This window comes from Nocardioides lacusdianchii, from assembly GCF_020102855.1.
GTDB classification, from domain to species: domain Bacteria; phylum Actinomycetota; class Actinomycetes; order Propionibacteriales; family Nocardioidaceae; genus Nocardioides; species Nocardioides lacusdianchii.
In genome coordinates this window covers 1-25,191 of the sequence record NZ_JADHZD010000003.1, presented here as the reverse complement: position 1 = coordinate 25,191, position 25,191 = coordinate 1, and the positions used below count along the sequence as shown (strand labels likewise).

Sequence of the window (25,191 nt, the reverse complement as noted above, 5' to 3'; positions counted from 1 at the left end):
CTGAACAGCCCGGCCGTCGGATGTCCGATCCGACGGCCGGGCTGTTGCTTTTCCAGACACCGCAGCACCAACACCCGACCCAATGAAGGAAATGCCCATGATGTCGTCGCGCTCGAGGACCTACCCGGCCAGGAGCACGCAGCGGCCCTTGGGAGGCCACCTGCACGAGATGGCCACCACGCGCCCCGTGCCCACACCCCGAACGTGGTGGCACGACCCCTACCTGGGTCGTCGGGGCCTGATGCTCGGACCGCAGACGTTCGTGCTCGGGCAGCCCGGCTCGGGTAAGGGGCGCAGGCAGCCCGGACACGGCAAGACCGCGCTGGTGCGCGAGCTTCACACCGACGCGAGTCGGCGCCGGTTCGGGCCGTCGGTCATCTTCGACGAGGCGGCAGCCTTCACGCCGGTCCTGCCCTTGGTCGCGGGCGGCGCGATCGACCCACTCGCGTGGGCGCCCCGCCGCTCGACGTCTTCGGCCCGCACGGCGGGGGAGTGGTGAGCGTGGCGTCGACCAGGAGCCGCGCCCGCGGCGGCGCCAAGAACCCCGGCGCGGCGTCGCGGACGATCGACGACCTGCTGGCGGACTTCGGGACCACGATGCCGCGCAAGTTGCCGCCCGCGGCGGAGCTGCCCACGGAGAAGCTGTTCCCCGGCTCGGTCAAGCCCAAGGGGGTACGGCGGATGGGGCACGGCTGGGCCGCGAGTCTGCCGCCGCTGGCCGGCTATCAGATGACGTCGGAGGAGACCCCCGTCCTGTGGCCACTGATCTCCGGGGACGGGCTCCCGCCATGGGGCGCGGAGATGGGCTACGACGCCCTCTCGGGCGGCAAGTTCTACTGCGACCCGATGGGTTGGGTGCTCGACGACGCGATCCCCGTCACCAACCCCAACATCTTCATCTTCGGCAAGCCGGGCCGCGGTAAGTCCGCGACCGTCAAGGCGTTCATGCTCCGCATGATCCGCTACGGCTACCGGTCCCTGGTGCTTGGCGACGTCAAGGACGAGTACGAGGACCTCGCCCGCTTCCTCGGCGTCGACCCGTTCCGTATCGGCCCCGGCCTCGCCGGCCGGATCAACCCCCTCGACTTCGGCCCGCTCGGCGTGGACTGGGACAAGCAGACCCGCGAGGAGCAGCACCGCCGCGCGACCGTGATCTTCAACCGCTGGCTCTTCTTGATCCGCGGCCTGGTCGGCTCCCAGGGCGTGACGTTCTCCCCGACCGAGGAGCGGGTGATCAACAAGGTCCTGCGACACCTGACCGGCTGGTCTGCCGGCGCCTCCCAGCTCAAGCCGGTGACCATTCCCCAGGTGTGGGCGGCGCTGGACTCGCCCAGCAAGGACCTGGTCGCGGACTGCCGCTACTCCTCCGAGCAGGACTTTTTCGACGGCACCCGGCCGTTGCGCGACGCTCTAGGTGCCCTGTGCGAGGGGTCGCTGCAGGGCATGTTCGACACCGAGTCGACCTATCGCCCCGACTGGCGTGCCCCGATCCAGACGCTGTCGCTGCGGTCGCTGCACGAGACCGGCAACAAGGTCGCCGTCGGCATCGCGCTGATGTGTCTCAACTCGTGGGGCCAAGGCATGCGGGAGACAGCGTCGGCCGGCGACCGGCGGATCGTGCTCCGCGACGAGGCGTGGCTGCAGACCCGATTGTCGCTGGACGCGGTCATGGCGCTGGACTCCAACCTGCGACTCTCCCGCACCGAGGGCGACATCCAGATCGTGACCTACCACAAGCCATCGGACCCGCTGTCGGCCGGCGACCAGGGCAGCCAGGCGGCCCAGATCGCTAAGGACCTGCTCAGCCTCTCCGACGTCCGCATCCTGATGGGGCAAGACGAGTCGGTCGCCGACGAGCTCGGCCAGCTGATGGGCCTCTCAGAGATGCAGCAGGGCGTGATCACCGGCTGGGCAATGCAGGACAAGGGCCGTGCCCTGTGGATGGTCGGCGACCAGCGGTACAAGGTGCACACCCTGCTGACGCCTCTGGAGAAGAAGCTCACGTACACCAACGACGCGATCGCCGCGGCAGGTTAGAAGTTCGCATGAAAATTGACGGTTTTGAAGCGAACCTGAGCATGCAGGGTGCGTTGAGCGCATCTGGCTACTCAGGTTGGAGGAACCTGTTGTTGGCCGAGCCCATCGTTCCCTACCCGCGGCTTCTACTCGGTTTCGTTAGTCAGTGGAGCCAGGAGCTCTTCGACTTCGTCGTGGCCGTGACCGGGCCCGAGTTCCTCCCGCCTGTGGCGGCACCAACCCAGCGGCGTGCTGTTGAACCGGCTGTCTCGACGGTTGGGGTCTGCTCCGCGGGCGAGGAGGTGGCGGGCGCTGTCTGCGCGTCCGCTGTAGGCAGCCTCGTGCAAGGCGGTGGAGCCGTCACCATCGATGCCGTCGATCGGAGTCCCAGTCGCCAGCAGCTGGTCGATCACCTCGAGTCGGCCGTGTTCAGCGGCGATCCGCAGCGCCGCGACCCGGTCGGCATCGGGCGTGTCAGCGGTCAGCATCCCGGCGATCGAGCCAGCAGCTGCGGCATGCACGATGTCGGAGGCGCCGGCGGCAAGCAGTACCTCGGCGACTTCGGTCATCCCGAAGACCGCGGCGTGACGCAGTGCGGTTCCACCGGGGACGCCACCGGCGTCGGGCGTCGCGGTCGCGGTGAGGCTCGCGCCTGCCTCGACGAGTACTTTGGCCACCTCGGCGTCGCCGTAGCTCGCCGCTGTCATCAGCGGTGTCTCGGCGTCGCCAGGTGCACCGTCGACAGGGGCACCGGCACGAAGCAGTTCTCGTGCGAGTGCGGCTGTGCCTTGAACCTCTCGCCATGCTCCGCAGGTGGTGTCGTAGCGCATCATCGCTACGTAGCCCAGCGGCGTCACGCCGCGGTGGTCGCACCAGCCTGTGAGCGGTTCGGTGGCGAGCTCTGGATGGCCGGAGAGCAGTTCGCGCAGGCGTTGTGCGTCGAGGCTGTCGAGGACCTGTCGGCGCTCCACCTCGGTCTTGAGCTTGGCCCAGCTGGTGAAGCCGTGCTCGCGGGCCAGCGCCAATTGTGCGGACGTGAGGATCAGTTGGTCCGAGACCGCGTGGATGCGCGCCGCGGCGCCGGTGTCACCGCTTTGAGCCGTGCGAAGGAGTTCCTTGGCCTGGCGGCGGAGTTGATCGAGATCGGTGCGTGGAAGAAGTTCGGTCATGACGGCTCCTCGTCGGCCGGCAGGTCCGCGTTTGCCGGGCAAGGAGATCGTCACAGTGGCACGCCGTGTGTCGATCGCGAGGTGGACTCAGTCCTGTCCGCGGACCCGGTTGCGCCCTCGCGCGCATGGATCACTCTATCGGGGCACCGCCAGGTTTGCCCCCGTTGGCGAGGTCGGGATGTTCGATGGTCTTGAGGTAGCGGGTCGCGCTGTCGACGTTGAGGCCGAAGAGGTCGTAGATGCGGCGTACGTCGCCGCCGGTGGCGTGGATCTCGTGCAGGATCCGGTCCTCGCGCAGCGCCTGTGGCCGCAGCGTGATGCCCTTCCAGGGATAGCTGTGCCCGACCGGGACGAGTCGGGGTGCGGTGCGGCGGCTGACCAGCAGGTGCGGGTTGAGGCTGTTGGGCCAGCGCTGGTTGCGGTGGTCGAGCCAGGCCGTCAGGCGGGTGAGGACCGGTGCGGCGAGCGGGATGACGCGGTCGCCGATGGTGAGCCGGCCGTCGACGATGTCGGTGAGCTTGATCGCCCGCAGCTGTTTGCCGGTCAGGGCGTGGAACGCCACCAGCGCGACCGCCAGAGCGACCACCGGGTCGGGATGGTTCAGTTCGGTGCGGATCACGGCCGGGTCCAGGGCGAGCGGGATCGTGCCTGTGAAGGTGGTGGTCTTGATGCCGCGCGTCGGGTTGGCGAAGACCAGCTTGCGGCCCTTGAGCGTCTTGAACAGCGACTTCAGGCCGAGCTCGGCGGCGTGACGCCGGCCTGGGTTGAGGGGCTCCAGCGCGTGCTCGATGTCGGCGCGAGTCACCTGCGCGAAGGAGGTGTAGCCAGCTTCGACCCACGTGTTGACGACGGTCACGATGCCGAGGATCTGAACCCTGGCCGTCTGGGGATCGCGCGGGACCTGGCGCGGCGCCTGTGTGGAGCCTTGGAGCATCGCGTTGAGCCACAGTTCGAGCTGCTCGCGCATCTGAGGCGGCAAGTTGGCGGCCTTGGCAGCGAAGTAGATCTCGACTCGGTTGGGGCGGTCCTCGATGAGGAGACCGGCGTCGGCGAGGACGTCGATGGTGGAGACGATGTTGCCGTCGTAGCGAGGCAGTTGCAGGACGTCGCTGGCGCGGATCTTCGCGGTCGGGTTCTCACGCAGCGTCTGCAGCAGCCGCAGGGACCGGATGACGTCGTTGCGTTGGCGTACGGACCAGCCGTAGCGCTCGGCGTGGTCGTCGACGACGGCGGCGCAGTAGCGGGTCAGCTCGCTGTCCTCGAGCAGGGCGCGTCGTCGTACTGCTTCGGGATCGGGCGCCATGTCGAACAGTGCCAGCTGGACCGACGCCTCGTCGTCGAAGCCGGTCCCGGCGGGATAGGGCAGCTGGTTCTTGTAGCGGCTGCGCCATGGCTCGTCGCCGGTTCGAACGCGAGTGGTATTCGCGTTGCGGGCGCGGGGTCCCCGGCGCAGGCTGGGCTGGGGAGCGAGGCGTGGGGTGACGCGTCTCTTGAAGAGCATGTTGGCAAGGAACAGCTGCTGGCTGTGCTGGTTGGCGCCGGCGTAGTCGAGGGCTCGGCCGGCCTCTTGGGTGATCTGGGCTTGCTCGACGCAGAGCCTGCAGGCACCGGAGTTGCCGATCCGGGCGAGGCGTCCGCAGTGGTCGCAGGTCCCTTCGGGGTAGTGGGTGCGCCACCAGCGACAGGGCCAGCAGGTCCAGTTGTAGCGCGGGTAGACACCCCAGGCGAGGCAGCCCTTGCAGGAGCCCGCTCGTTGAGGGCTTCGGGGGTGGCAGAGCACGCACAGGCCCTGGCTGAAGTAGTCGTTGGTCGTGCCGCACCAGCGACATGGCGGGGTTGTGAACGGTCCGCCGGGCAGGCAGTCGTAGCAGAAGTCGACGCGTGGGCTCGTCCATGCGACCGGGCTGGCCTGGCACTTGTTGCACCGGGGCGGCAGTCGCAGGGGCGCGTCGGGCCCGGGGGCTGGCATGGGGTCGTCGTCGAGGTCTCAGTCGGTCCGAAGACCGCTCACAACGGCGGGGTGGAGCGAGATTTGCCGAACCGCGGGGCAACTACCGACCTGCCGCCGTTCGGGTCGGGCTGGTCCCCGTCGCCGTTCGCTGCCTTGGCCTGGCGGATACGTGCCGCGACCTTGTCGGGTTCGGGAGTCAACAGGTCGTCGGGGGTGCACTCGAGCAGCGCGCACAGGACGTCGAGTTCCTCCAGCCGCATGGTCGGTGGGGTCCCGGCCCACCATGACGACATCTTCCCCGCGGAGATCTCGACGCCTGCCTCAGCGAGCATGCGGCGCAGTTGCGCGGACTTCCAGATCCCTCGCTCGGCGGCGCGTAGGCGCAGGTTCCACTGCATCCTGATCAGCTCCTCTCTCGTTCTGGTCGTGTTAGTGCGGCCGGCTGGGCGCGAGGCCGAGTCGGTCTTCAACGCGCTGGTTGGCGGCGTTCCAGGCGTTGGTGATGTGTTCGCTGCGGACGTGGATGTAGCCCGAGGTCGTCGAGAGCCACTGGTGGCCGAGCAGTTCCTGGATGGCTCGGATGTCCATGCCGACGGCGTAGAGCGACGAGGCGCAGTAGTGCCGCAGCACGTGGGGTGTCATCTGACCCGACCAGGCGGGCAGGAGCCGGTCGACCTGGATCATCAGGCCACGTCGCAGTGCGTTGCTGCCCACGCGGCCACATCGGTCGAGGTCGTCGTCGAACCGTTCCGAGGGCAGCATCGGTGCATCCGGGTTGGTGTAGTCGGTGCCGTATTGGTGCCGGACTTCGGCCAGCCACCAGTCGATCAGCTTGTCGGCGCCGTTGATCGCGGGCACGAGCCGCGGCTTGTGACCGCGGCCGCGGCTGCCCTTGCCGAAGCGGACATGGAGTTTGCCGAACTCGCCCAGGTCGGGGCGCCAGTCGCGGATGTCGAGCATGACGGTCTCGTTGATGCGCAGCCCGAGTCGCCGCCACAGCGAGGCAGCGACGTAGTCCCTGGCTGCGGGCAGGTACTTGCGTGCATGCGGGATCGATTCGCGCCAGCCGGTGAACAGTGCGTCGATCTCGTCGTCGGACGGCGGGACGCGGACCTTGCCCAGCGATGCGCCGGACTGACGGTTGAACTCATCGATCGGCTGCTCGACCAGCACACCGGTGGCGCGGCGGATCTGTCCTTCGTAGCGGGCGATGAGGAACTCGTAGAACGTCGACAGGGCACCCGCCTTGCCTGCCCGGGTCGACACGGCGTGGCCCAGGCGCCGTTGCTCGGCCATGAAGGCGTCGGCGTCCTTGCAGGTCGCTTCCCACAGCGGCTTGGTCAGCGAGCGGGCGAACTCGATCACGATCGAGCGGGTCTGGCGGATGTGGTCGTCGCTCAGCCCTGCCGCCGACATTGCCATCGCGAACTGGTCGACGATCTCCTGCTCGAAATCTTCCGCCTGTTGCGGACTCGCCAACACCAGATCGGCGTCACCGCCACCCGGCAGCGCCACCAGACCCATCAGCTATCACCTTCAACGGAGGCGACCATGCGTCAATCCTACGACGAAACCGTCAGCCAGAGTGACGGTCCATCACTTCAGATTCTCGCCGGTGACGAACCGACGCTACCTGCACAAACGCAGATCGGAGCCTCTGATGCCGCCGATCGAACCTGAGTGCCTAGAGACAGACGCCTGAGGGGGTCGCAGTCGTGAAGAAGGCCATCCTGCTCGGCCTGCCGCTGGTGCTGATCTGTCCGCTGCTGCTGCTCATGCTCGGCATGGGCAACGCCAACATCGAGGCCGTCCGCGCCGCCTGCGCCGCCACGGCGAACAGCATAGGCGGCTCCTTCAGCATCGGCACCCTGAACTGGCGTGGCGCGTCGCACTACGGCACCAATCCGCACCCCGGCGAGCGGCCCTACGCCGAACGCGTCCCGAACATGGTCACCACGATCGGGGCCTCGGGGTCCTCAATCATCGGGTTCCAAGAGTTCGAGCCGCCGCAGGCGCAAGCCTTCCTCGAGGCCACCGACGGTGCGTGGGCGATCGTGAAGGGCAAGAACGGCCAGGGCAACCCGTCTACCGCCAACGCGATCGCCTACCAGCCCGACGCATGGGACGTCGTCGAGGTCCGCTACGTCTCGGTCAAATACGGCCGGCCACTGGTCCAGATGCCGATGGCCCGGTTCACCTCCACCACGGGACTCGGGTCGATCTGGGTCCTGAACGTGCACAACCCGGCCGACGCCGTCGGGGGAACCGATGCGATGCGCGACGCCGCGGTGACCGCCGAGGCACAGGCGCTGCAGCAGCTGCAGGCCACCGAGCCCACTACCCCGCTGTTCCTGACAGGCGACATGAACGACAGGGCCCGGTTCAAGCGGGTGTTCTCGTCGCTGGCTCAGGGCTGGTCGAGCGCCAACCCCAGCGACGAGCAGATCGACTGGATCATGGGCAGCCCCGCCGTCACCTTCTCCGGAACCGTCGTCGACCAGAGCACCAACGACGGCGCACACAGCTACACCGACCACCCGTTCGTCCACACCACCGCGCAGCTGACCGGTCCCGCGACCAGCGGGACGCAGGACGGCGCTGGTCTAGGTGAGATGCCTGCCGTCGAGGCGACACCCGATGGCCCGATGGACGGTGAGGTGCTGGTCGCGAACGCGAACATCAAGACCCGCGGTGGCTTCGACCCCGGTGTCCGCGCTCTCGCTGCGCCGTCGCCGGACTTCATCACCCTCAACGAGGTCCGCGACGTGCCGCTGAGCCAGATGCGCGCGGCCGCGCCGGGTTATGACGCCTACCGCGAGGAGGCGGTCGATGACACCCCAGGAGGCCGCGAGCAGTCGATGAACAACGCGATCATGTGGCGCACCGACACCTGGACTCTGCTCGACGGTGGCCGCGTGAAGATCGTTGACGACGACCACGTCGTCGTTCGGGACGGCGACAGGCTGTGGGATCGGTATGCAGCCTGGGGGTTGTTCCAGCGCACGGATGGGGCCGTGGTCTCGGTGATCGCGGTGCACCACATGACGAACGCCTACCGGTATCCCCGCCAGTGGGGGACGCCGCCGATGACCCGCGTCGAGCAGTACGGCCTTGGCATGGATCACCTGATCGAGCTGGCTGGTGTCCTTGCGCCGTACGGGCCGGTGCTGGTTGGTGGCGACCTGAACTCGCACGCCGAGGACGGCCCCCAGGCGGCTGCACCTCGGATGGAGGCGGCCGGCTACCGCTACACCAAGGATTCCGGGGTTATCTACAACTTCTACACCGCGCCCGTGACGGTCGTGAGGACCTGGGAGATCAGTGCGGCCGCGGTGCACTCCGATCACCCGGCTCTGTTCACGCGGATGGCCATGAACGGAGCCGGGCCGGGGGCGGGATCACCCACCGGGCCCGGGGCGACCACGCCGGCGGGTTGTCCGCCGTGTCCGACCAGCAGCGTTGTGGCGGTGTCCGACCCTGCGGGGACGCTCACCGGCGAGCTCGACGCCGCGGGCGTCGCCGCCTCGGCAGCCCACGCCGCGGGGTTCCGTGGGGAGGACCTGGTCACTGCGGTGGCCATCGCCCGCGTGGAGTCGGGCTGGAACCCGGACGCGGCTAACGGAAGCCACTTCGGGCTGTGGCAGATCGCCCGAGAGCACCGGGGCAAGATCCCTGGATGGGACACCCCGGCCGACATCTTCGACCCGGCCCTTAACGCGAGGTACGCCTTCGCGCTCTACTCCGCGCGGCCCGGGTCGGGCGAGGCGAAGTTCGCCGACTGGATCCCCTTCCAGAAGACCGACTACCACCAGTACCTCGACGCCGCCCGCCAAGCGGTGGCCGCCACCGCAGGCAGCGCCACGAACGGCGCCGCCACCAGTTGCGTCACGTCACCGATCACTGTCGCCGGCGACCTGTCGGCGGCGCTCAGAGCCCGTCTCGACGCGATGATGAACACCCCTCTCGGTCTGTGCGGGCTGTCGTGGACCTCGGGGGCACCCTGCACCTACGACAACCAGTGCCCCAAGGTGGTCGACGCGCTCTACGGCGGTCCCGGCGTGGGCCGCGGCTACGGCGACGGGCAGGACGTCGCACAGGGCATCATCAACGCCGGGCTAGCCCAATCTCACGGAACCGGGCTCGACCCGCTCCCACCCGTGGGTGCCGTGGTCTCCTACAACACCGGCAACGGTGTCGGCCACGTCGCGATCTACGTGGGCGGCGGCAAGATCTTCGGCAACGACTACGGCTGCGCCGCGAACGGCGTCTACGGCTGCGTCGGGTTCGCCGACGTCGCCACACCTGGTGGCTTTGTGACGTGGGCGTTGCCCAAGCAGGCGTTCGACCTCGGCGGGATGCCGGCCGTGGCCGCATGACCCACGCCTGTCATCAGCGGGGTGCAACAGCAGTCGGTGAATCGGTGGTGCCTATGTGTCCGATCTGCGCAAGTGCGGGTTGCTTTTCCTGGCATGGACGTACGCATCGGCACCACCTTGGATGGCCAAGCCGCCAGGTTCGACATCAGCACCCCGCGAACGCTGCTGCTGGTCGGCGACGTCGGGCGGGGCAAGACCACCACCGCGCGCTACCTCACCCGCTGGTGGCTGGCCAACACAGCGCGGCACGCGCACGTCTATGCCCAGACACCCAGCGAGTGGGCCGATCTTCGCTGCAGCGTCGAGCGTCCCGACCAGTTACATCGCCAAGTCCGACGCGCCTGCCGCCGCCGAACCTGCCTGGTGGTGATCGACGACATGGACCTCATCGACGACGAGCAGCTCGCCCTGCTGCCGCTGGGAACGGGCACGACGATCCTGACCTCTCATGGCGGCAACAACCTCACCGGCCAGACGCTGCTCGGCGCCAATCTCAGTTGTGTGGGCTTGGTGCGACCCAACCACTCCGACGCATCCGAGGCCGCAGTCCTCGACGGTCAGGGGCGCCTGGACTGGCCGATCGACACGGTCGCAGTCATCGCGGACCAGCGTGGGCCGGTGGACTTCCCGTGTCACCGGTGGCAGGTCCCGGGCTGCGCCTCGATGGCGGCGGCGCTATGAGCATGGAGCGCGCACGGCGCGACCGGTTCACCAGCATCGCCCCGTCGGCGGGCGAGTTCAAGGCAGCCTGCATGGTTGCCGCGCTCTTCTTCTTCCTGGTGACGCCGCTGGTCGTCCAGGCCGTCATCGGGTTCGCGACGTCGGGGCACTTCGCGTTGCCGAATGCGCACCTCTTGGACGCCTACGGCGGGCTGCTGCACGGGCAATTCGGTGTGGGTCTGCGCCCCGACGTTGCCGAGACTCTGCCGCCGCATGCACTGATGTGGGTGCTCACAGCGGTCGGCGAGGTGCTGGTGCTCGGTGCTGCGGTTGTCGTCGGCATGTGGATGCGGGGCCTGACCGGTGCCACGTCCTTGCACGGCCTGGCCACGCCGGCGCAGGCCGCGGAGGCGCTCGGGGTGCCGCGGCTACGCAAGAGCGCCGACGTCGTCCGGCCCGACCTCTACGCCCGCTCCCAGCGCAGGGGGCCAGTCCGCAGCAAGCGGCGGGCCGCCAACCAGCCGGAAGAGAGGACCCTCTGATGGCCACAGGCCTGAAGAACGTGAACCCCCACGAGGTGGGCTGGCGGCTCGGCCGGGCCGGGCGCAACGGTCCCGAGCTGTGGGTGCCGTTCGACCGGACCACGTGCGTGATCGGCCCCCAGGGGTCGGGCAAGACCCTGGACCTGCTGGTGCCTGCCCTGCTGGATGCCCCCGGCGGCGCCCTGGTGACTCTGACCAAGCCGGAGGACCTGTTCCTCACGCTGGAAGCCCGGCAACGTGACGGGCGCCCGGTCGTGGTCCTGGACCCGTTCAACGCCGCCCCCGGCACCCCGGAGTTGGTGTGGGACCCGATCGCCGGCTGCGAGGACGCGATGCACGCCGAACGGCGCGCGAAGGCGTTCGCCGACGGCACCATCAAGGGTGCCACCTCCCAGTCCTCGGATCAGGCGGCCCGGTTCTACGCCGGTGAGTGCGCGAAGGTCCTGCAGGCCTTCTTCCACGCCGCGGCGATCGCCGGCATCGGTCTGGATGAGGTGCTCATGTGGGTCTCCAGCCCGCGTGAGCATCCCCAGGCAGAGGAGATCCTGCGCACCCACCCGGCGGCGGAGCCCCTATGGGACGGCCTGCTGCGCGGCGCCCTGTACGGCGACGAGCGGACGGCCGGCAACACGATCACCACCGTCCAACAGTCCATGGCGCTGTTCTTCCAGCGCTCGATCCGGGAACGCTGCGTCCCCTCCGCGACGCGGCCCGCGACCGACCTGGAAGCACTGATCAAGGCCGGCGGCACGATCTACCTGCTGGGTCGCGACGACCCGTACGCAAGCGCGTCACCGCTGATGACGGCTGTCACCGAGCAGATCCTGGACACGGCCAAGCGGCTGGGCGAGACCTCCCCTCATGGACGGTTGTGCCCCCCGTTCCTGGCTTGCCTGGACGAGCTGCCCTCAACAGCGCCGATCCCCACACTGTCGACGCGGATGGCCAACGAGCGCGCACTGGGGCTGTCCTTTATCCTCGCTGCCCAGACCTGGCGGCAGTTCGTGGTCTCCTACGGCGAGGACGAGGCACGCACCATCTACGGGTTGTCGAACAACCTGGTGGTCTTCGGTGGCGGCAAGGACATCCGCTTCTACCAGGAGCTCTCCGACCTGATCGGATCCACGAGCCACACCGAGACCCGGTACTCGGCGCGCGGCCACGAGTTGTTCGGCGTGATGGACCGGTCCTTTGACCAGCGTCGGGTGCCGATCCTGGAGCCGTCTGAACTGCGCCGCATCGAGCAGCGCAAGGCCCTGGTCCTGGCCGAGATGTACGACCCGATCATCGCGAACCTGCACCGCTGCATCGACGGCAAGCGCGGGAAGGAGCTGCTGGCTGCGCAGAAGCGTGCCCGGAGTGCGGCCCGCAGCCCAGTCGCGGAACCCACCGCCCCGGCAGCGGACCAGCCCACACCGACCGAGACCGTGTCCCGGACCCGACAGCGCCTCGGGATGCCGAAGTAGGGAGGGGGAGCGATGACGACGATGCGCCCCTCACAGGTCGCCTCTCGCGCAGCGGGCGGAACTGCTGTAGCCCCCGGCGGGAACGCGATGATGCCTCTGGTCGGGCTGATGGTGCGGCCGTTCCCCGAGCCCGGGCCGACGATCCGGACCGCGATGGAACAGCTGCAGCAGGCCACCGTCGAGCCGCCAGCCGACGAGGAGGCGCTGCGCGAGCTCGCGCAGATGCCGCGGCCTTGGGACCCGGCCGCGTGTACCGGTTCTATGCGTACCGAGCTGTGGGCGTGGCTGGACATGGTCGCGATGTGGGTCAACGAGCAGCACCTGTGGAACGTGACCCGCACCGGCATCCCCGAGTGCTGGCCCGCGCACCCCCACCTGGTGCATGACCTGGCGGTGCTGGCGTGCAGCCGCTACTACACCAGCTTCGCCGTCACCCCGGCCGCGCTCGAGGACTGGCACCGATACGGCCTGCCGGGCTTCCTGGAGAGGTTGCGTGACCGGCTGGGCGACGGCTGCCAGCCGGGCAAGCACCAACCGAGGCCCCGAAACGAGCGCGACGAGACCCACGCCTCGACGACGGTGCGCCGCGGCCGCCGGCAGCGCTACCGCGACGACGTCGACCGCGCCGGTGAACTGGCCGCGGCCGCCACTCAACCCGACGACACCAAGCCCGCCCACAACGATCTTCACGAGAGGTGGTAGCCGCGATGGCCACTCCAGACAACAGCACTCGGCGGCTCTGGCTCATCGACGACCAGCAGGATCAGCCCGCCAAGGCGGCTGCACCAGATGGCGAGCTCACCGCCAAGCAGGCGGCGGCATTCGCCGCCCTGGTCGCCAACGCGAATCAGTCCGCCGTCGAGCGGACGCTCGACCAGATGAACGCCGAGCAGCTGCGGTCGCTCGCGATCGCACTGGCCACTCAGGTCAACGCCGCCGAGACCGCGACTGGCGAGGTGGCCGACGTCGGACCCGACGGCATCTGCGCGATCGCGATCGCCACCGCCGCGCAGTCCTTCGGCACCACTCGCGACGCGGTGCTCAGCGCCGACCGCCACCGCGCGGTGACCGACGCCCGCGCCGTGGCGATGACGGCAGCCCGGCGCGGCGGCCTGACCCTGCCTGGCGTCTACGTTGGCCGCATGCAGCTCACGGCGGACGAGGTCGACAGGTTCTGGTCGCGCGTCGTGAGGGCCCTCGGGAGACCGATTGTTGGTTGTGGGCCGGGGGCGGCACAGCCGCGATCGGTGATGACGGGTACGGGCGCTTTTGGATATCGCGGGAAGGTCGCCACAGGGTGCTTAGGCCTCATCGAGTTGCCTGGGCGCTGGCCGAGGGGGTGTCGATCGACCTTTCCCCGGTGGTCGAGCACGTCGTGTGTGACAACCCGATCTGCGTACGCGCCGAGGGCACCCTGCTGGATCACCTCGAAGGGTCCACTCAAGCAGCGAACCTTTCCCGGATCGCGCAGCATGGCCGCGGCGGTGCGCGCGGCTACCGCAGTCGGATGTTCGGCCGAGAGGCGATGTACCGCAGGTCGCTCGCGCTGCGAGCCGCGGTTGCGGACGGCTGGGATGACGAGCGGATTGCCCGCGCGCTGGCGTCGGTCGACGAGGCGCAGATAGCACTGTTCTGAGGCACCTGTTGCCGCGGGACCAGCCATGGCGCCGCCCGTTGTCGAGATGCAGGGAGGATTGCTGACGCGCGCGCGGGACAGTTTGGCGAGATCGGTCGATCAGTGGCTCGTCGTGAAGGTAGGCGGTTGGCCTCGCCTCGGGTTCCACGGCGGCCCGACCGAATAGGGCTTCTTCACCGGAACACATCACCGGACGGGCCAAACGGACACCGGCCCAGAAGCGCAGGCACCTGGCCCGCGTCGTTCCCGTGGGAGGTTCCCGCTGCGGTCATTCCATGCGTGGGTATGCGACGCCGGCAGCGCCGCGTTGGTCGACGTACCTCGAGGCGAGGATGGCTGGGCTACGAGTGGTCGATTGACCCGGGCGACGCGGTGGCGTGGATTGCAACTTGGCTCACGTCCATTTGACATGCGCGGTAGGATTCGCGTGATGTGCTACGCATTGGAAGTGAGTTCAACGCTGGGCCATCATCATTCCGGCCTGCATCTCCGCCCCAGTGTTCCGCCTCGACCGATCGACGTCGGGAGGACCTTCCGAGACCGTCAGGAGCAGTGTCGATGTCCTTTTCGATCCGGCCAGTCAGGCAGCGCCAGTTGCCTGCGAGGATGGCAGTACTCATCGGCACCCGGACAGAGCTTGCCGCGCCGCTGATCGCGGACCGCCATTGCCTATCAGCGGCCGGGCGCGCTCAGAGTCTTGCTCTCAGCCTGTGAGCGCAGTCGACGTCGCTCTTGTGGCGATCGGGCTGGTCATCTTGGTCGGTGGCGGTGAGCTTCTGGTGAGGGGGGCATCGGATCTCGCGGCTCGTGTCGGCCTCTCCTCGCTGGTCATCGGGTTGACGGTGGTGGCCTTCTCCACGTCGTCGCCAGAGATGGCCGTCACTGTCGGCGCGGTCTTGGAAGGGCAACCCGACTTGGCGGTCGGCAACGTTGTGGGCAGCAACATCGTGAACGTCCTACTGATCCTGGGTGCCTCCGCGCTGCTCCTACCGTTGACGGTGCGCGCACAGTTGATTCGTCTGGACGTGCCGGTGATGGTCGGGGTGTCAATGTGCTTGTTGCTGCTGTCGCTGGACGGCCGCCTGAGCCTTGCTGACGGGTTCTTTCTGGTCACGGTGATAGTCGTCTACACCGCGGTGTCGGTCGTTGTGGGGCGACGCAGTGCGCCGTATGTCCGCGAGTCAACAGTGGGCGAGAAGGAACGACCGGTGTGGCTGCTCCTCCTGGCGGTGCTCGGCGGGGTGGCGCTGTTGGTCGTCGGAGCGCAGCTGCTGGTCGAGGGTGCGGTCGGCATCGCTGAGGGGTTTGGGGTGAGTGGCCTGGTGGTCGGGCTCACGGTGGTTGCGGTAGGTACCTCGCTCCCTGAGCTGGCGACGTCCCTCATTGCTGTTCGACGCGGTGAGCGCGACCTGGCGGTCGGCAACATCGTCGGCAGCAACATCTTCAACATCGCTGCTGTGCTGGGCGTCGCCGCCTTGGTGGCCGATGACGGGGTACCGGTCGCAGACGCGGCCGTGGCCCTCGACATCCCGCTCATGATCGCCGCAGCGGTCGCGCTGCTGCCCGTGGCTTTCACCGGGATGGCCATCGCCCGTTGGGAGGGCGCGCTGTTCGTCGGGTTGTACGCCGCGTTCACCGCTTACGTGGTGCTGGCAGCCACCGAGCACGACGCGCTCGGGGGCTTCACGGCCATGATGATCTGGTTCACCTTGCCGTTGGTCGCGATCACCTTGGTCGTCCTCGGGGCCTACGAGATTGGTCGGCGTCGCGCGGCTCGCGAGCCGCTGGCGCCGTCCTGAGGCTCCGGATGTCCGACGAGCGTCACGACCGGAGGAGGCCGACGTGCTGCTCGCCCTGAGCGCCTTGACGGTCTTGGCCGTCCTGGCTCCGCTCCTTGCCCGCTTGGGCTTGGGCCGGGAGCTCGGCTACGTGTTCGCCGCTGGTTTCGCGGGGGTCGCGATCCTGATCGCGTTCCACGTGCCGCAGATCCTTGACGGGGGCACGGTCGAGACCTCCATGGACTGGTTGCCGTCGTTGGGGGTCTCGTTCGCCCTGCGGCTCAACGGACTCTCGTCGCTGTTCGCGTTGATGGTGCTCGGCGTAGGCGCCTTGATCATGGCCTACTGCCCTCGCTACTTGAGCTCGCACGATCCCCATGGGGCCATCTACGGACTGCTCACGCTGTTCGCGGCCGCCATGCTGGGGCTGGTGCTTGCCGCCGATGTTGTGCTCCTCTTCGTGTTCTGGGAGGCCACCACCTACTGTTCCTTCCTGCTGCTCGGGCTGGCCGGGGGCCGGGCCACCCGGCCGGCCCGGCGGGCTCTGCTGATCACCGCAGCCGGCGGTCTGGCCCTGCTGGTAGCCGTGGTGCTCCTCACCGTGGTCACCGGGAGCACGGCAATCAGCGACATCCTGGCCGACCGCGAGGTGATCCTCGCGTCACCGCTGGCATTGCCGATCGGCGCCCTGATCGCGTTCGCCGCGTTTACCAAGTCGGCCCAGGTGCCGCTGCATTTCTGGCTACCCGGTGCGATGGTGGCGATGACCCCGGTCAGCGCCTTCCTGCATGCGGCGACGATGGTCAAGGCCGGTGTGTACCTGCTGATGCTGGTCTCGCCCATCTTCTCGGGCGTGCCCGCATGGTCGGCGCTCCTGGTCTCGATCGGATTGACCTCGGCGTTGTGGGGCGCCTTCATGGCCCTGCGCCAGCACGATCTGAAGGCCATCCTCGCCCACTCGACCGTCAGCCAGCTCGGGCTGCTGGTTGCCGCCATCGGCGTCGGCACCCCGATCGCTCTTGCCGCCGCCATGCTCCACACCATCGCCCACGCGCTGTTCAAGGCGACGTTGTTCATGCTCGTCGGAATCATCGACAAGGAGGCAGGTAGTCGCGACATCCGGGAGCTGTCCGGGCTGTGGCGGGTGATGCCGGTGACCGCGACGATGACAGCGCTGGCCGGACTCTCGATGGCCGGCATCGTGCCGATGCTCGGCTTCGTGAGCAAGGAATACCTCTTCCAAGGAATCTTCCAGGCCGACTTCGCCCCAGCGGCGGGGCTGGTCGCCGGCTCGATCGCAGTCGCCGCATCGGCGCTGACCACGGCCTACGGGCTGCGCATCGTCTACGGCGCTTTCGGCGGCAGCACTCACCAACCCGGCCTCTACGAGCCGTCGCCGGCGTTCCTGGCCCCAGCGGCGATCGCGGCGTTGGCCGGGTTGGTCCTGGGCGCCGGCATCGACTTGTTGAACCCGCTCGTGGCACGAGCCGGCGCCGATGTCGTGCCTGGCGAGCCATTGGGGGCGTTCCAGTTCTGGCACGGACTCAGTCCTGAGATCGTCATGTCCGTCATCGCATTCAGCTCTGGGCTGATGCTCTTCCTGCGTCGACACCAGGTGGACCGACTGCTCGACCGGGTCGTGGTTCCCGACGCCGGGGCAGCGTTCGACCGGGCCCACGCCGGACTGATTGCGTTCGGATACCGGGTCGGGCAGCCGGACCGCGCGGGCGGGACGATGAGCCACCTTGTCCGGCCCCTTGGTGGCGTCGTTTTTCTCGCGGCAGTCGGATTCGTGACGCTGCGCAACCTCCCGCCGGTGCGACCCGCCGACACGGTGGGTGACTGGGTGGTGGTCGGCTTGTTCGCTCTCGGCGTCGCGGCCGCAGTGGTCGCCCGTGACACCCTCGCGGCCGTTGCTGCGCTCGGGTTCGTCGGCTTGCTGATGGCGGCCCTGTTCGTGACCGCTGGCGCGCCGGACGTCGCGCTGACCCTCGTGCTGGTCGAGGTGTTGACCGCCGTCGTCGTGGTCTGGGTGCTGCGTCGGCTGCCGGCGCGATTGCCCACCGGGGACGGGCCGCGACTGCCGTGGTCGGTGCTGCTCGCGCTCGCCTGCGGGCTCGCCGCCGCATCGGCGACGTACGCCCTGACCGGGCGGCGAGGTCCGTCAACCGCCTCGTCGTTCTTTCTCGACAACGCCGAGGCGGCGACCGGAGGCACCAACGTGGTCAACACCATCCTGGTGGACTTCCGGGCGATGGACACCCTTGGCGAGGCAGTCGTTCTCGGCGCGGTCGCGCTCGGGCTGCTCGCTCTGCTCGGCTCCACCGCCGCAGATGATCACACCCCGGAGCCACCCGCCGACGCCGACCATCTCAGCGCCGCCGCATCGGTGTTCCTCCAAGTGAGCGCACGGCTGGTCGTGCCGGGCGCGGCGCTGGTGGCTGCCTACCTGCTCTACGTCGGCCACGACGCCCCCGGCGGAGGATTCATCGCCGCCCTCGTCGCAGGCGTCGCGGCCGCGACCCACCAGATCGCACACGGACGGCTACCGAGGTGGTCGCGACCTGAGCTGCTAGTCGGGAGTGGGATCTTGGTCTCCCTCGGCACCGGACTGCTGGCGAGCGCCAAGGGCGAGGCTGTGCTGGCGCCGTTCAAGCTGCCCGGACTGGACGCGGTCGGTGTCGGCTCGGCACTGCTGTTCGACATCGGTGTCATGCTCATGGTCCTCGGTATGCTGACGGCCGCCCTCGACCGCTTCGCGGCGCGCACCCACCGGCCCGAGTCGTCAAGGGTGCACCCGTGACCGCGGCGATCATCGTCGGCCTGCTGGTGGCCGGCGGGGTGTGGTTCCTCGCACAGCCCGGGCTCCTGCGCGTGATCCTCGGATTCGTGCTCCTGGGCCATGGCGTCAACGTGCTGTTGCTGGCGTCGGGTGGTCTCGATCGCCGCCGGGCGCCCTTCGTCGGCGATGGTGCCGGGGACCCCGCCGCCTTGGCGGACCCGCTGCCCCAGGCCTTCGTCCTGACCGCCGTGGTGATCACGTTCGGGGTCAGCGTCTATCTGCTGGCGATCCTGCGCGCGGAGTCCGTCGAAGACCCGGACGTGAGCGCAGCAGATGACATGGACGAGACGGACGAACCGAGGGCGGGCCGATGAGCCCGATGCTGCTGGCGCTGCCGGTCTTCGCTCCCTTGGCAGGCGTCGGAATGGTCTTGCTCCTGTCCCGACGCGGCGCGGGCTCGGCGGGTGCCCCGCCAAGGATCGCTCGAGCGGTCGGGTGGGGCGTCACGGTCGTTGTGCTGGTGGCGTCCATGGTGTTGCTGACCTCCGCCCTCGACGGGGACATAGCGACCCTGCGGCTCGGGGGCTGGCCGTCCGGCATCGCGATCGTGCTCGTCGCCGATGTCCTCGGCGCCCTCATGATGGCGGTCACGTCGCTGCTGGTGCTGCTGAGCCTCGTTTTCGCGACTGTGACAGGCGAGGACGACGGCCACTTCGTCGCGTTGGCCCTGGTGCTCTCCACCGGTGTGTACGGCGCGATGCTCACCGGCGACCTGTTCTCGTTGTTCGTGTTCGTCGAGGTGATGCTGGTTCCGAGCTACGTGCTCCTGATCCGATCCGGAGGGCGGCGTCGGCTGGCGGCCGGACAACGCTACGTCAGCGTCAACCTGCTCGCCTCCACCCTGTTCCTGGCTGGCGTCGGCCTGCTCTACGGCGTCACAGGCACCGTCGACCTCGGCGAGCTGGCAGGTGCTGCCCGCAACCCGGCGGCTGCGCTCGCGACCGCAGTGGTGCTGTTGGCCCTGGGGATCAAGGCCGCGATCGTGCCCCTGCACAGCTGGCTCCCGAGCAGCTACGCCGTAGCCGGCCCCGCCGTGGTCGTACTCTTCTCCGGTCTTCTCACCAAGGTTGGTGTCTATGCGCTGTTCCGGATCTATGCCGTCGTGTTCGACGGCGACCGACGCTGGTTGTGGATCTTCCTCGTCCTCGGGCTGCTCACCATGGTGGTCGGCGTCCTCGCTGCACTGGGGGAGCGCTCCGTTCGATCTGTGTTGACCTTTCACATGGTCAGCCAGATCGGCTACATGCTGCTCGGCCTGGGGTTGTTCACCACCGCCGGGTTGGCGGCCGGCATCTTCTTCCTCGTCCAGTACGTCCTGGTCAAGGCAGCGCTACTGATGTGCGCCGGCGCCATCGAGGTCCGCCACGGCACCGACGAGCTGCGTCTCTTGGGCGGAATCGGCCGCACGGAACCCGTGCTCGCGGGGGCATTCGGGATCTCCGCACTGGCACTGGTCGGTGTCCCGCCGCTCTCCGGCTTCGTCGCCAAGCTGAAACTCGTGCAGGCAGCCGTCGCCGAGCACCAGTACGCCGCAGTGGCAGCGGTGGCGGTCGTCAGCCTGCTCACCTTGGTCTCGATGCTGAAGTTGTGGAACGCCATCTTCACCCAGCCCGAGCCCCAGCCCGAGTCCCAGCCCGTGACGAGACCGGGTGCTGGACCGTCGACCGAAGCAACGATCATGGTGGTCCCGTCGCGCTCTGGTCCGATCCTGCCCCCGGCCGATGCGATCGCGTCGCGGCCGCTGCTGCTGGCCCCCGCGGTCGTCCTGGCCGGGGTGGCGGTGTCGCTCGGCCTCGCTGCGGAGCCGCTGCTCGTTGTCTGCGAGCGGGCGGCCGATGGTCTGGTCGACGTCGGAACGTATGTCGAGGCGGTGACCTCGCCATGACCGGGGCCCGTGCTCCTCGTCCTGTCCGCCTGGCTCTGTTCGTGGTGGTCTACGGGTGGCGCTACCTGAAGGCCAACGTGCAGGTCGCAGCGACCATCCTGACGGGCCGGCCGCGGCTCGCGCCGGCCCTGGTCGAGGTGCGGCTGCGGTGCCGGACCGACGCAGAGGTGGCCGCCTACATGGGCTTGATCACCCTGACTCCCGGCACTATGGCCGTCTCCCTCAGTCCTGACCGCACGCGGCTGATCGTGCACGGCATGCACGCCTCCGACACGACGGCATTTCGCGCAGACCTGGCGCGGCTCGAGGCCGAGCTGCTTGACGCCGTCCGCCGGCTGGAGCGGGGCGGCACGGCCCCCAACGGAATGGAAGAAGGGTGAGTGGCGTGGAGCCGTCTCTGGGCTCGGTGCTGGACCTTGCGCTGTTGGTGCTCGCAGGCACGCTCGTCGCGGCCATAGTGCGGATGGTGCGCGGCCCCACCGACGCCGACCGGGCACTGGCGGCCGACGTTGGCTTCGCGGTTCTCATCGCCGCCGTGGCGCTCCTGGCGGCGCGACTCGACGAGCCGACCCTCTACAGCCTCGTCATGGTGGCAACCCTGGCCGGATTTCTCACCACCGTCGCGCTTGCGCGGCTGGTCGATCGGCGTTCGCCGTGAGTGCCCAGGAGCTGGCCGCTGGAGTGCTGGTGCTCGTGGGCGTCGCGCTGTTCGCGAGCGCCGCGGTAGGACTGCTGTGGCTGCCCGACGTATACGCCCGAATCAACGCGGCCGCGAAGGCCGCCGGACTTGGCGTGGTCAGTGTGTTGCTCGGTGTCCTGATCCTCGACCCGAGTCCGGCCTCGGTGATCACTCTCAGCCTCGCGATCGTGCTACAGCTGCTCACCGTGCCTATTGCCGGCATCGCCATCGCCGAGGCGGCCTGGCTCTCGAGAGCCCCTCGGACACCAAGCACCCAGGACGAGCTCGAATCTCCACCCTGAAGGTCGTGCAGCCCGTGAGGGGCGAGTTGGTGGTCGACGAGCGAGTGGGCCAGCGCGGGAACTGACGTAGCCACGCTCGCGGACCCCGACTGATCAGCTCGGCGACCGGGTTCCATAACCGGGACGGGAGAGACCACTCCTGATCACCATCCGGGCAACGAGGCCCGGACCGACGACAACGGTGGTGATCAGCATGGACGACCTACTCATCCTCCTCGGACTGGCTCTCTGGCTCGGCCTCTGGGCGGCTCGTCAGCTCGGCTGGTGCGGTGTCAGGCGCGGGCAGGCGAGCGCAGCGGCACGGCGCAACCGGCGACACTCGTCCCACGGGTCCGTGCCCGAGGGTGGTTCCGACGGCCCGTACGTCGACGCGGCGGGGAGGCGTCCATGATGCTCCTCAGGCTGTCTGGTGCTGCGATGCCCGCGAGCGGCGACCCGTTCCACCCCCACGTGCGACTCCCTGTCTCGGGTGCCTGGTCGCGCACGGATGCTCGACGAGGTCGTACGTCATCTCCAGGCAGGGTGCTGCGTGCACGTGACCCTGACGATCCCGCACCGCGGACTGCTCTCGTTCGTGCGACGGCGCAGCACTGCCACGGCGGACAGCAACCTTCGCGACCGTCTCGAAGACCTCGCGGGGGTTGCGGGACCCGACGCGAGTCGCGTGACGGTGAGGTTCGAACACGAGCCGAGCGCGTTGAGGGGGGCCTGGAGGGCTTGGGCATGGCGGCGCGGCATCGGAGGACCTGGACACCCGCGCTCGAACGAATGTGCGCTCGACACACTCCTGGCTCCGGCCGAGCCCCACCCCGCTGAAACGACGGCCCATCGGGGCGAATCGACGCTGCGAGGGCAGGCCCCACGTGCGCGCCGACGCAGGAATGCCACTGTCGTGGGACGTCGTCGATGAGCTCCACCGCTGGGTGTCCGTCGGCGATGAAGCCCACCTGGTGCTGACGGTGCCCCACTCCCCGGTCTCGCGCGACCCAGACCTCCACCTCCTGTGGGAACGACGCATGACACTCGACGTCGCCGACCGCGAAGGGGAGATTGCCCAGCTGTGGCCGGGAACCCCGCTCGTGCGGATCGACATCGTCAGGACCCACCCCACCGCGGGCCGCGTTCGAAGGGCACGCCGGTTCGCCCGGCGGACGCCATGACGGTCAGCGAGCGGCGTACCGCCGCAGTGCAAGGTCCGGAAGGAGAAGGATCATGATCCATAGTGACCGGCGCGGCGCCTCAGTCCACGCTCCCGATATGGAGGATTCGCCCCTCACCACGGTTGCCGACCACGTCGGCGGGGGCGGCCGAGCCATTCCCCGGGACCTCACACCGGAGGCTGCCGCGCATCTGACCGCGGCCGGTGGTTACCCCTGCATCTCCGTGCTGATGCCGACGACCCCGGCTGCACGGATGGCGATCGCGGACCGCGAACGCCTCGAAGGCCTGCTCCTCGACGCCGAGCGACGCCTCGACGACCAACCGTTGGGCGACCGCGAGGGGTTGATGTACGAACTGCGACGACAGGCCCGCATGGCCCAGGACTCGAGCACGCAGAACGCTCTCGCGCTCTTCGTCAGCCACAGCGTGTCGCGAGCCTGGACGCTTCCGGTGGCGGTCCACCAGAAGGTCGTGGTCGAGTCCACCTTCGCCACCCGTGACCTGCTCCGGGCGCTGCACCGGACCCCACCGCACCTGGTCCTACGCGTCGACGAATTCGGAGCTCGCGTGTACTGGGTTGCCGCACGCGTCACGCTGCTCGACACGATTGAGTGTCTCCCCGTAGGCAGTGCGCGGCTGGTGGCCTCGCCGAATCTCGAAAGGCCCTACCCGGGGTCGGGGCTCGGGCTCGGCGCGGAGAGCGAGGCCGACGACCGCAGCGACCTGCTCGCCCGGATCGACCCCTGGATGGCAGGCCTGCGAGCAGGGCGCCCGGCTCCGCTCGTCCTGGCCGGCGACGCGGTGCTCGTGAACGAGCTGAGGAGAAGTGCGCGGTGGCTGCATCGGCTCGCGGGGGCCGTCGTCGGCCCCACGGCCAACAAACCTGACCAGCTGTTCACAGCGACAGCGTTGTGTCTGGAGGACTACCTGCACCGACGGGGTCAGCAGACTCTGGAGACTCTGCGCGAGGCTGCCGTCAACGATCCCGAACAGGTAGTGGCCGGGCTGGACCAGTGCTGGACGGCCGTGGCAAGCCGGACCCCGGGCACCCTTGTCGTCGAGCAGGGCTACGTCCACCCTCGACCGCCCGGAGAAGGTGGGGGGCCTGTGTCCCACGACCTGATTGACGACCTCCTCGAGCACGCAATTCAAGCCGGCAACCTCATCGCCTTCGTCGACGACGCACAGCTGCATGAGTTCGGGGGAATCGCCCTCCTGAGGTCCAGGTGAATGGAGGCCGCAAGGGTGTTCGCCCGTCACGAACGCAGCGCACGAGGTGCGACACACGTGCGCCTACATCCGACATGCCACACGAACAGGAGGCCACGTGAGCGTCAGCCGATCGGGAGCTGATGGCAGTCACCCCACCGACCCCCGACGGCAGTCCACGGCACGCGAGGACTTCTCACCACTGGAACCATCTCGAGACATCGGATGGCTGTTGACCCTGCTGAGCGCAGTGGGAGCGCTGTGGTCCTCGTGGGGGCTGTTCCCCAACGATCCGGTGGGTAACGCCGCTGGGTATTGGGTCTCCGCCGCAACGACCATCGCCATCATCGGCACCATGTGGTTGCGCGCGACCGACGCCTCGTCGGCAGTAGCAGTCACGGCGCTAGCAGGTGGAACACTGCTACTCCTTGGCGCGCTTCGCGAGTACCCCACCTCCGTCACCGTCACCATGGTGGGCGGTGGCGCCGGCATCGTCGTGGGCGCGATCATGCAGGTTCGTCACGCCCCCGGAACGCGTTAAGCTCACGCAAGGCCCACGCATTGCTGATCGCCGGGGACAGCCCACCCGCCGCAGACGGAACGCCAGGGCCCACGAGACATCCGCACCCACTGATCAGCCGCCAGGCATGACCAACCTCCAGCCCTGCGGCGCGTCCTGGAATCGACGCAGTATCTGGCCATTTTCGCTTGAGCAGGCGGAAGGCCGTCCAGTTCATGGCAGCCGTGACCTTCGCACTGGCCCACGGGAGGACCCCTTGGTCTACCTCTTCGAGAGCATCGACACGGTCCTCGCCGGTGTTGTGCTGCTCCAAGTGGGCTTGGGATTGTGGGAGCTCTGTGTCGGCGACCTGGTTTTGCCGGAGAGTCTGGCAACCCACACCTTCGACGAACTAGAAGCCAAGGTCGCCGGAACTTTGGTGCTTGTGCTGGTGGTGCGCTTCCTGGAGGAACTCGTCCAGGACCCAGAGCCGCAACAGTTGCTCGGACGGCATCGCGGTCACTCTCGTCCGCGGGCTCCTAGTTCCTCTTCAGGCGCTGGCGCCACTGACCGGCGCCCACCGCCGTTCCACTGGAACTGTCCCGATGAGCGATCCTGCACTGGCGCGCTCCGCGAGCCGATCCTGCACTGGCGCGCTCCGCGAGCCGATCCCGTACCGGGTCGCTCCGCGAGCCCATCCGCTCACGCGCACGTCTGCGGGTCCGGTCGAGCTGATCGCGGCGGATCCGCCCGGACGTGCGGTTCAGGTGCAGCGATCTTGCTCCACGACCGCTGCCACAGTCCGCAGAGCGGCCGGGAGGAGGGCGAGGTCGGCCGAGCCGAGCGCGAGCCTAATCGCCTGTGGGACGTGGCTCGTGACGGCGAACGGGCCAGCGGTCGAGACGGAGATGTCGTGCTGGGCGAGGTCGGCGGCGATGCGGTCGGCTCGGGCGTCTTCGGGTAGCGGCAGCCACGTGAAGTACGACGCGTCGTGGCCGAGGTGAGGGAGGTCGGCGAGCG

Annotated in this window: 23 protein-coding genes and 1 pseudogene; 18 read left to right on the top strand and 6 right to left on the bottom strand. The window is 68.7% G+C overall.

The window, feature by feature from the left end:
* The first annotated feature begins 187 nt into the window (after nt 1–187).
* A complete protein-coding gene (locus IRX98_RS04685; RefSeq protein ID WP_224274273.1) occupies nt 188–499 on the top strand; it encodes a hypothetical protein in 312 nt (103 codons plus the stop codon).
* Complete coding sequence (locus IRX98_RS04680; RefSeq protein ID WP_224274271.1) at nt 448–2,037, top strand: putative type IV secretion/conjugal transfer ATPase; 1,590 nt, start codon at nt 448–450, stop codon at nt 2,035–2,037. The genes IRX98_RS04685 and IRX98_RS04680 overlap by 52 nt, the downstream gene beginning before the upstream one ends.
* 125 nt (nt 2,038–2,162) lie before the next feature.
* Here IRX98_RS04680 and IRX98_RS04675 read toward each other — a convergent pair whose 3' ends face one another.
* From IRX98_RS04675 to IRX98_RS04660, 4 genes are all read right to left on the bottom strand, one after another.
* Nucleotides 2,163–3,185 (bottom strand): ankyrin repeat domain-containing protein, encoded by a 1,023-nt coding sequence (locus tag IRX98_RS04675; RefSeq protein WP_030486122.1) that lies wholly within the window; start codon nt 3,183–3,185, stop codon nt 2,163–2,165.
* 130 nt (nt 3,186–3,315) lie between these two features.
* Nucleotides 3,316–5,154, bottom strand: a complete 1,839-nt coding sequence (locus tag IRX98_RS04670; RefSeq protein WP_224274269.1) for a site-specific integrase — start codon at nt 5,152–5,154, stop codon at nt 3,316–3,318.
* 38 nt (nt 5,155–5,192) lie between these two features.
* The gene (locus IRX98_RS04665) at nt 5,193–5,534 is read right to left on the bottom strand and encodes a helix-turn-helix domain-containing protein (RefSeq protein WP_224274268.1); all 342 of its coding nucleotides are present in this window, start codon (nt 5,532–5,534) and stop codon (nt 5,193–5,195) included.
* 31 nt (nt 5,535–5,565) lie between these two features.
* Nucleotides 5,566–6,660 carry a tyrosine-type recombinase/integrase gene (locus IRX98_RS04660; protein ID WP_224274267.1) on the bottom strand — a complete coding sequence of 365 codons (1,095 nt, stop codon included), beginning with the start codon at nt 6,658–6,660 and terminating at the stop codon, nt 5,566–5,568.
* A gap of 191 nt (nt 6,661–6,851) precedes the next feature.
* Here IRX98_RS04660 and IRX98_RS04655 point away from each other — a divergent pair, with 191 nt between their 5' ends.
* The 5 genes from IRX98_RS04655 to IRX98_RS04635 all read left to right on the top strand — a co-directional run bounded on the left by IRX98_RS04655 (nt 6,852) and on the right by IRX98_RS04635 (nt 12,882).
* Nucleotides 6,852–9,512, top strand: coding sequence for an endonuclease/exonuclease/phosphatase family protein (locus IRX98_RS04655; RefSeq protein WP_224274266.1), 2,661 nt, complete (start codon nt 6,852–6,854; stop codon nt 9,510–9,512).
* A 93-nt stretch (nt 9,513–9,605) separates the two neighbouring features.
* Entirely contained in the window at nt 9,606–10,193 is a 588-nt protein-coding gene (locus tag IRX98_RS04650) for an ATP-binding protein (protein WP_224274265.1), read from the top strand.
* A complete protein-coding gene (locus IRX98_RS04645) occupies nt 10,190–10,714 on the top strand; it encodes a hypothetical protein (protein ID WP_224274264.1) in 525 nt (174 codons plus the stop codon). The genes IRX98_RS04650 and IRX98_RS04645 overlap by 4 nt, the downstream gene beginning before the upstream one ends.
* Nucleotides 10,714–12,180: a type IV secretory system conjugative DNA transfer family protein gene (locus IRX98_RS04640; RefSeq protein ID WP_224274262.1), complete on the top strand. Its 1,467-nt coding sequence runs from the start codon at nt 10,714–10,716 to the stop codon at nt 12,178–12,180. Before IRX98_RS04645 ends, IRX98_RS04640 begins: the two co-directional genes overlap by 1 nt.
* Before the next feature lie 90 nt (nt 12,181–12,270).
* The gene (locus tag IRX98_RS04635; RefSeq protein WP_224274260.1) at nt 12,271–12,882 is read left to right on the top strand and encodes a hypothetical protein; all 612 of its coding nucleotides are present in this window, start codon (nt 12,271–12,273) and stop codon (nt 12,880–12,882) included.
* Here the strand turns inward: IRX98_RS04635 and IRX98_RS04630 are convergent.
* Complete coding sequence (locus IRX98_RS04630; protein WP_224274258.1) at nt 12,867–13,238, bottom strand: hypothetical protein; 372 nt, start codon at nt 13,236–13,238, stop codon at nt 12,867–12,869. The two genes, IRX98_RS04635 and IRX98_RS04630, sit on opposite strands and share 16 nt — an antisense overlap.
* A 302-nt stretch (nt 13,239–13,540) precedes the next feature.
* Between IRX98_RS04630 and IRX98_RS04625 the strand changes: the two genes are divergently transcribed.
* The 11 genes and pseudogenes from IRX98_RS04625 to IRX98_RS23715 form a co-directional block, all read left to right on the top strand.
* The gene (locus IRX98_RS04625) at nt 13,541–13,816 is read left to right on the top strand and encodes a hypothetical protein (protein ID WP_224274256.1); all 276 of its coding nucleotides are present in this window, start codon (nt 13,541–13,543) and stop codon (nt 13,814–13,816) included.
* Between the two features lie 710 nt (nt 13,817–14,526).
* Nucleotides 14,527–15,615, top strand: coding sequence for a calcium/sodium antiporter (locus IRX98_RS04620; RefSeq protein ID WP_159901085.1), 1,089 nt, complete (start codon nt 14,527–14,529; stop codon nt 15,613–15,615).
* A gap of 43 nt (nt 15,616–15,658) precedes the next feature.
* Entirely contained in the window at nt 15,659–18,397 is a 2,739-nt protein-coding gene (gene mbhE / locus IRX98_RS04615; protein ID WP_224274253.1) for a hydrogen gas-evolving membrane-bound hydrogenase subunit E, read from the top strand.
* The gene (locus IRX98_RS04610) at nt 18,394–18,750 is read left to right on the top strand and encodes a sodium:proton antiporter (RefSeq protein WP_179661762.1); all 357 of its coding nucleotides are present in this window, start codon (nt 18,394–18,396) and stop codon (nt 18,748–18,750) included. Before mbhE ends, IRX98_RS04610 begins: the two co-directional genes overlap by 4 nt.
* Nucleotides 18,747–20,321, top strand: a complete 1,575-nt coding sequence (locus tag IRX98_RS04605; protein WP_159901079.1) for a monovalent cation/H+ antiporter subunit D family protein — start codon at nt 18,747–18,749, stop codon at nt 20,319–20,321. Before IRX98_RS04610 ends, IRX98_RS04605 begins: the two co-directional genes overlap by 4 nt.
* Nucleotides 20,318–20,701, top strand: coding sequence for a Na+/H+ antiporter subunit E (locus tag IRX98_RS04600; protein ID WP_159901077.1), 384 nt, complete (start codon nt 20,318–20,320; stop codon nt 20,699–20,701). Before IRX98_RS04605 ends, IRX98_RS04600 begins: the two co-directional genes overlap by 4 nt.
* Nucleotides 20,702–20,706: 5 nt before the next feature.
* Nucleotides 20,707–20,979, top strand: a complete 273-nt coding sequence (locus IRX98_RS04595) for an MrpF/PhaF family protein (protein ID WP_211675446.1) — start codon at nt 20,707–20,709, stop codon at nt 20,977–20,979.
* On the top strand, nt 20,976–21,302 hold the full coding sequence (gene mnhG / locus IRX98_RS04590; RefSeq protein WP_068324857.1) for a monovalent cation/H(+) antiporter subunit G: 327 nt from the start codon (nt 20,976–20,978) through the stop codon (nt 21,300–21,302). The genes IRX98_RS04595 and mnhG overlap by 4 nt, the downstream gene beginning before the upstream one ends.
* Before the next feature lie 1,212 nt (nt 21,303–22,514).
* Complete coding sequence (locus tag IRX98_RS04585) at nt 22,515–23,693, top strand: hypothetical protein (protein ID WP_224274251.1); 1,179 nt, start codon at nt 22,515–22,517, stop codon at nt 23,691–23,693.
* A 211-nt stretch (nt 23,694–23,904) separates the two neighbouring features.
* Nucleotides 23,905–24,213: a hypothetical protein gene (locus IRX98_RS04580; RefSeq protein ID WP_159901071.1), complete on the top strand. Its 309-nt coding sequence runs from the start codon at nt 23,905–23,907 to the stop codon at nt 24,211–24,213.
* A gap of 106 nt (nt 24,214–24,319) precedes the next feature.
* Nucleotides 24,320–24,631 (top strand): annotated as a pseudogene (locus IRX98_RS23715) (YqhA family protein); the annotation flags it as partial.
* Nucleotides 24,632–24,934: 303 nt separating this feature from the next.
* Here the strand turns inward: IRX98_RS23715 and IRX98_RS04570 are convergent.
* Nucleotides 24,935–25,191 (bottom strand): hypothetical protein (locus IRX98_RS04570; protein ID WP_224274933.1); only part of this gene is annotated, 257 nt, incomplete at its 5' end.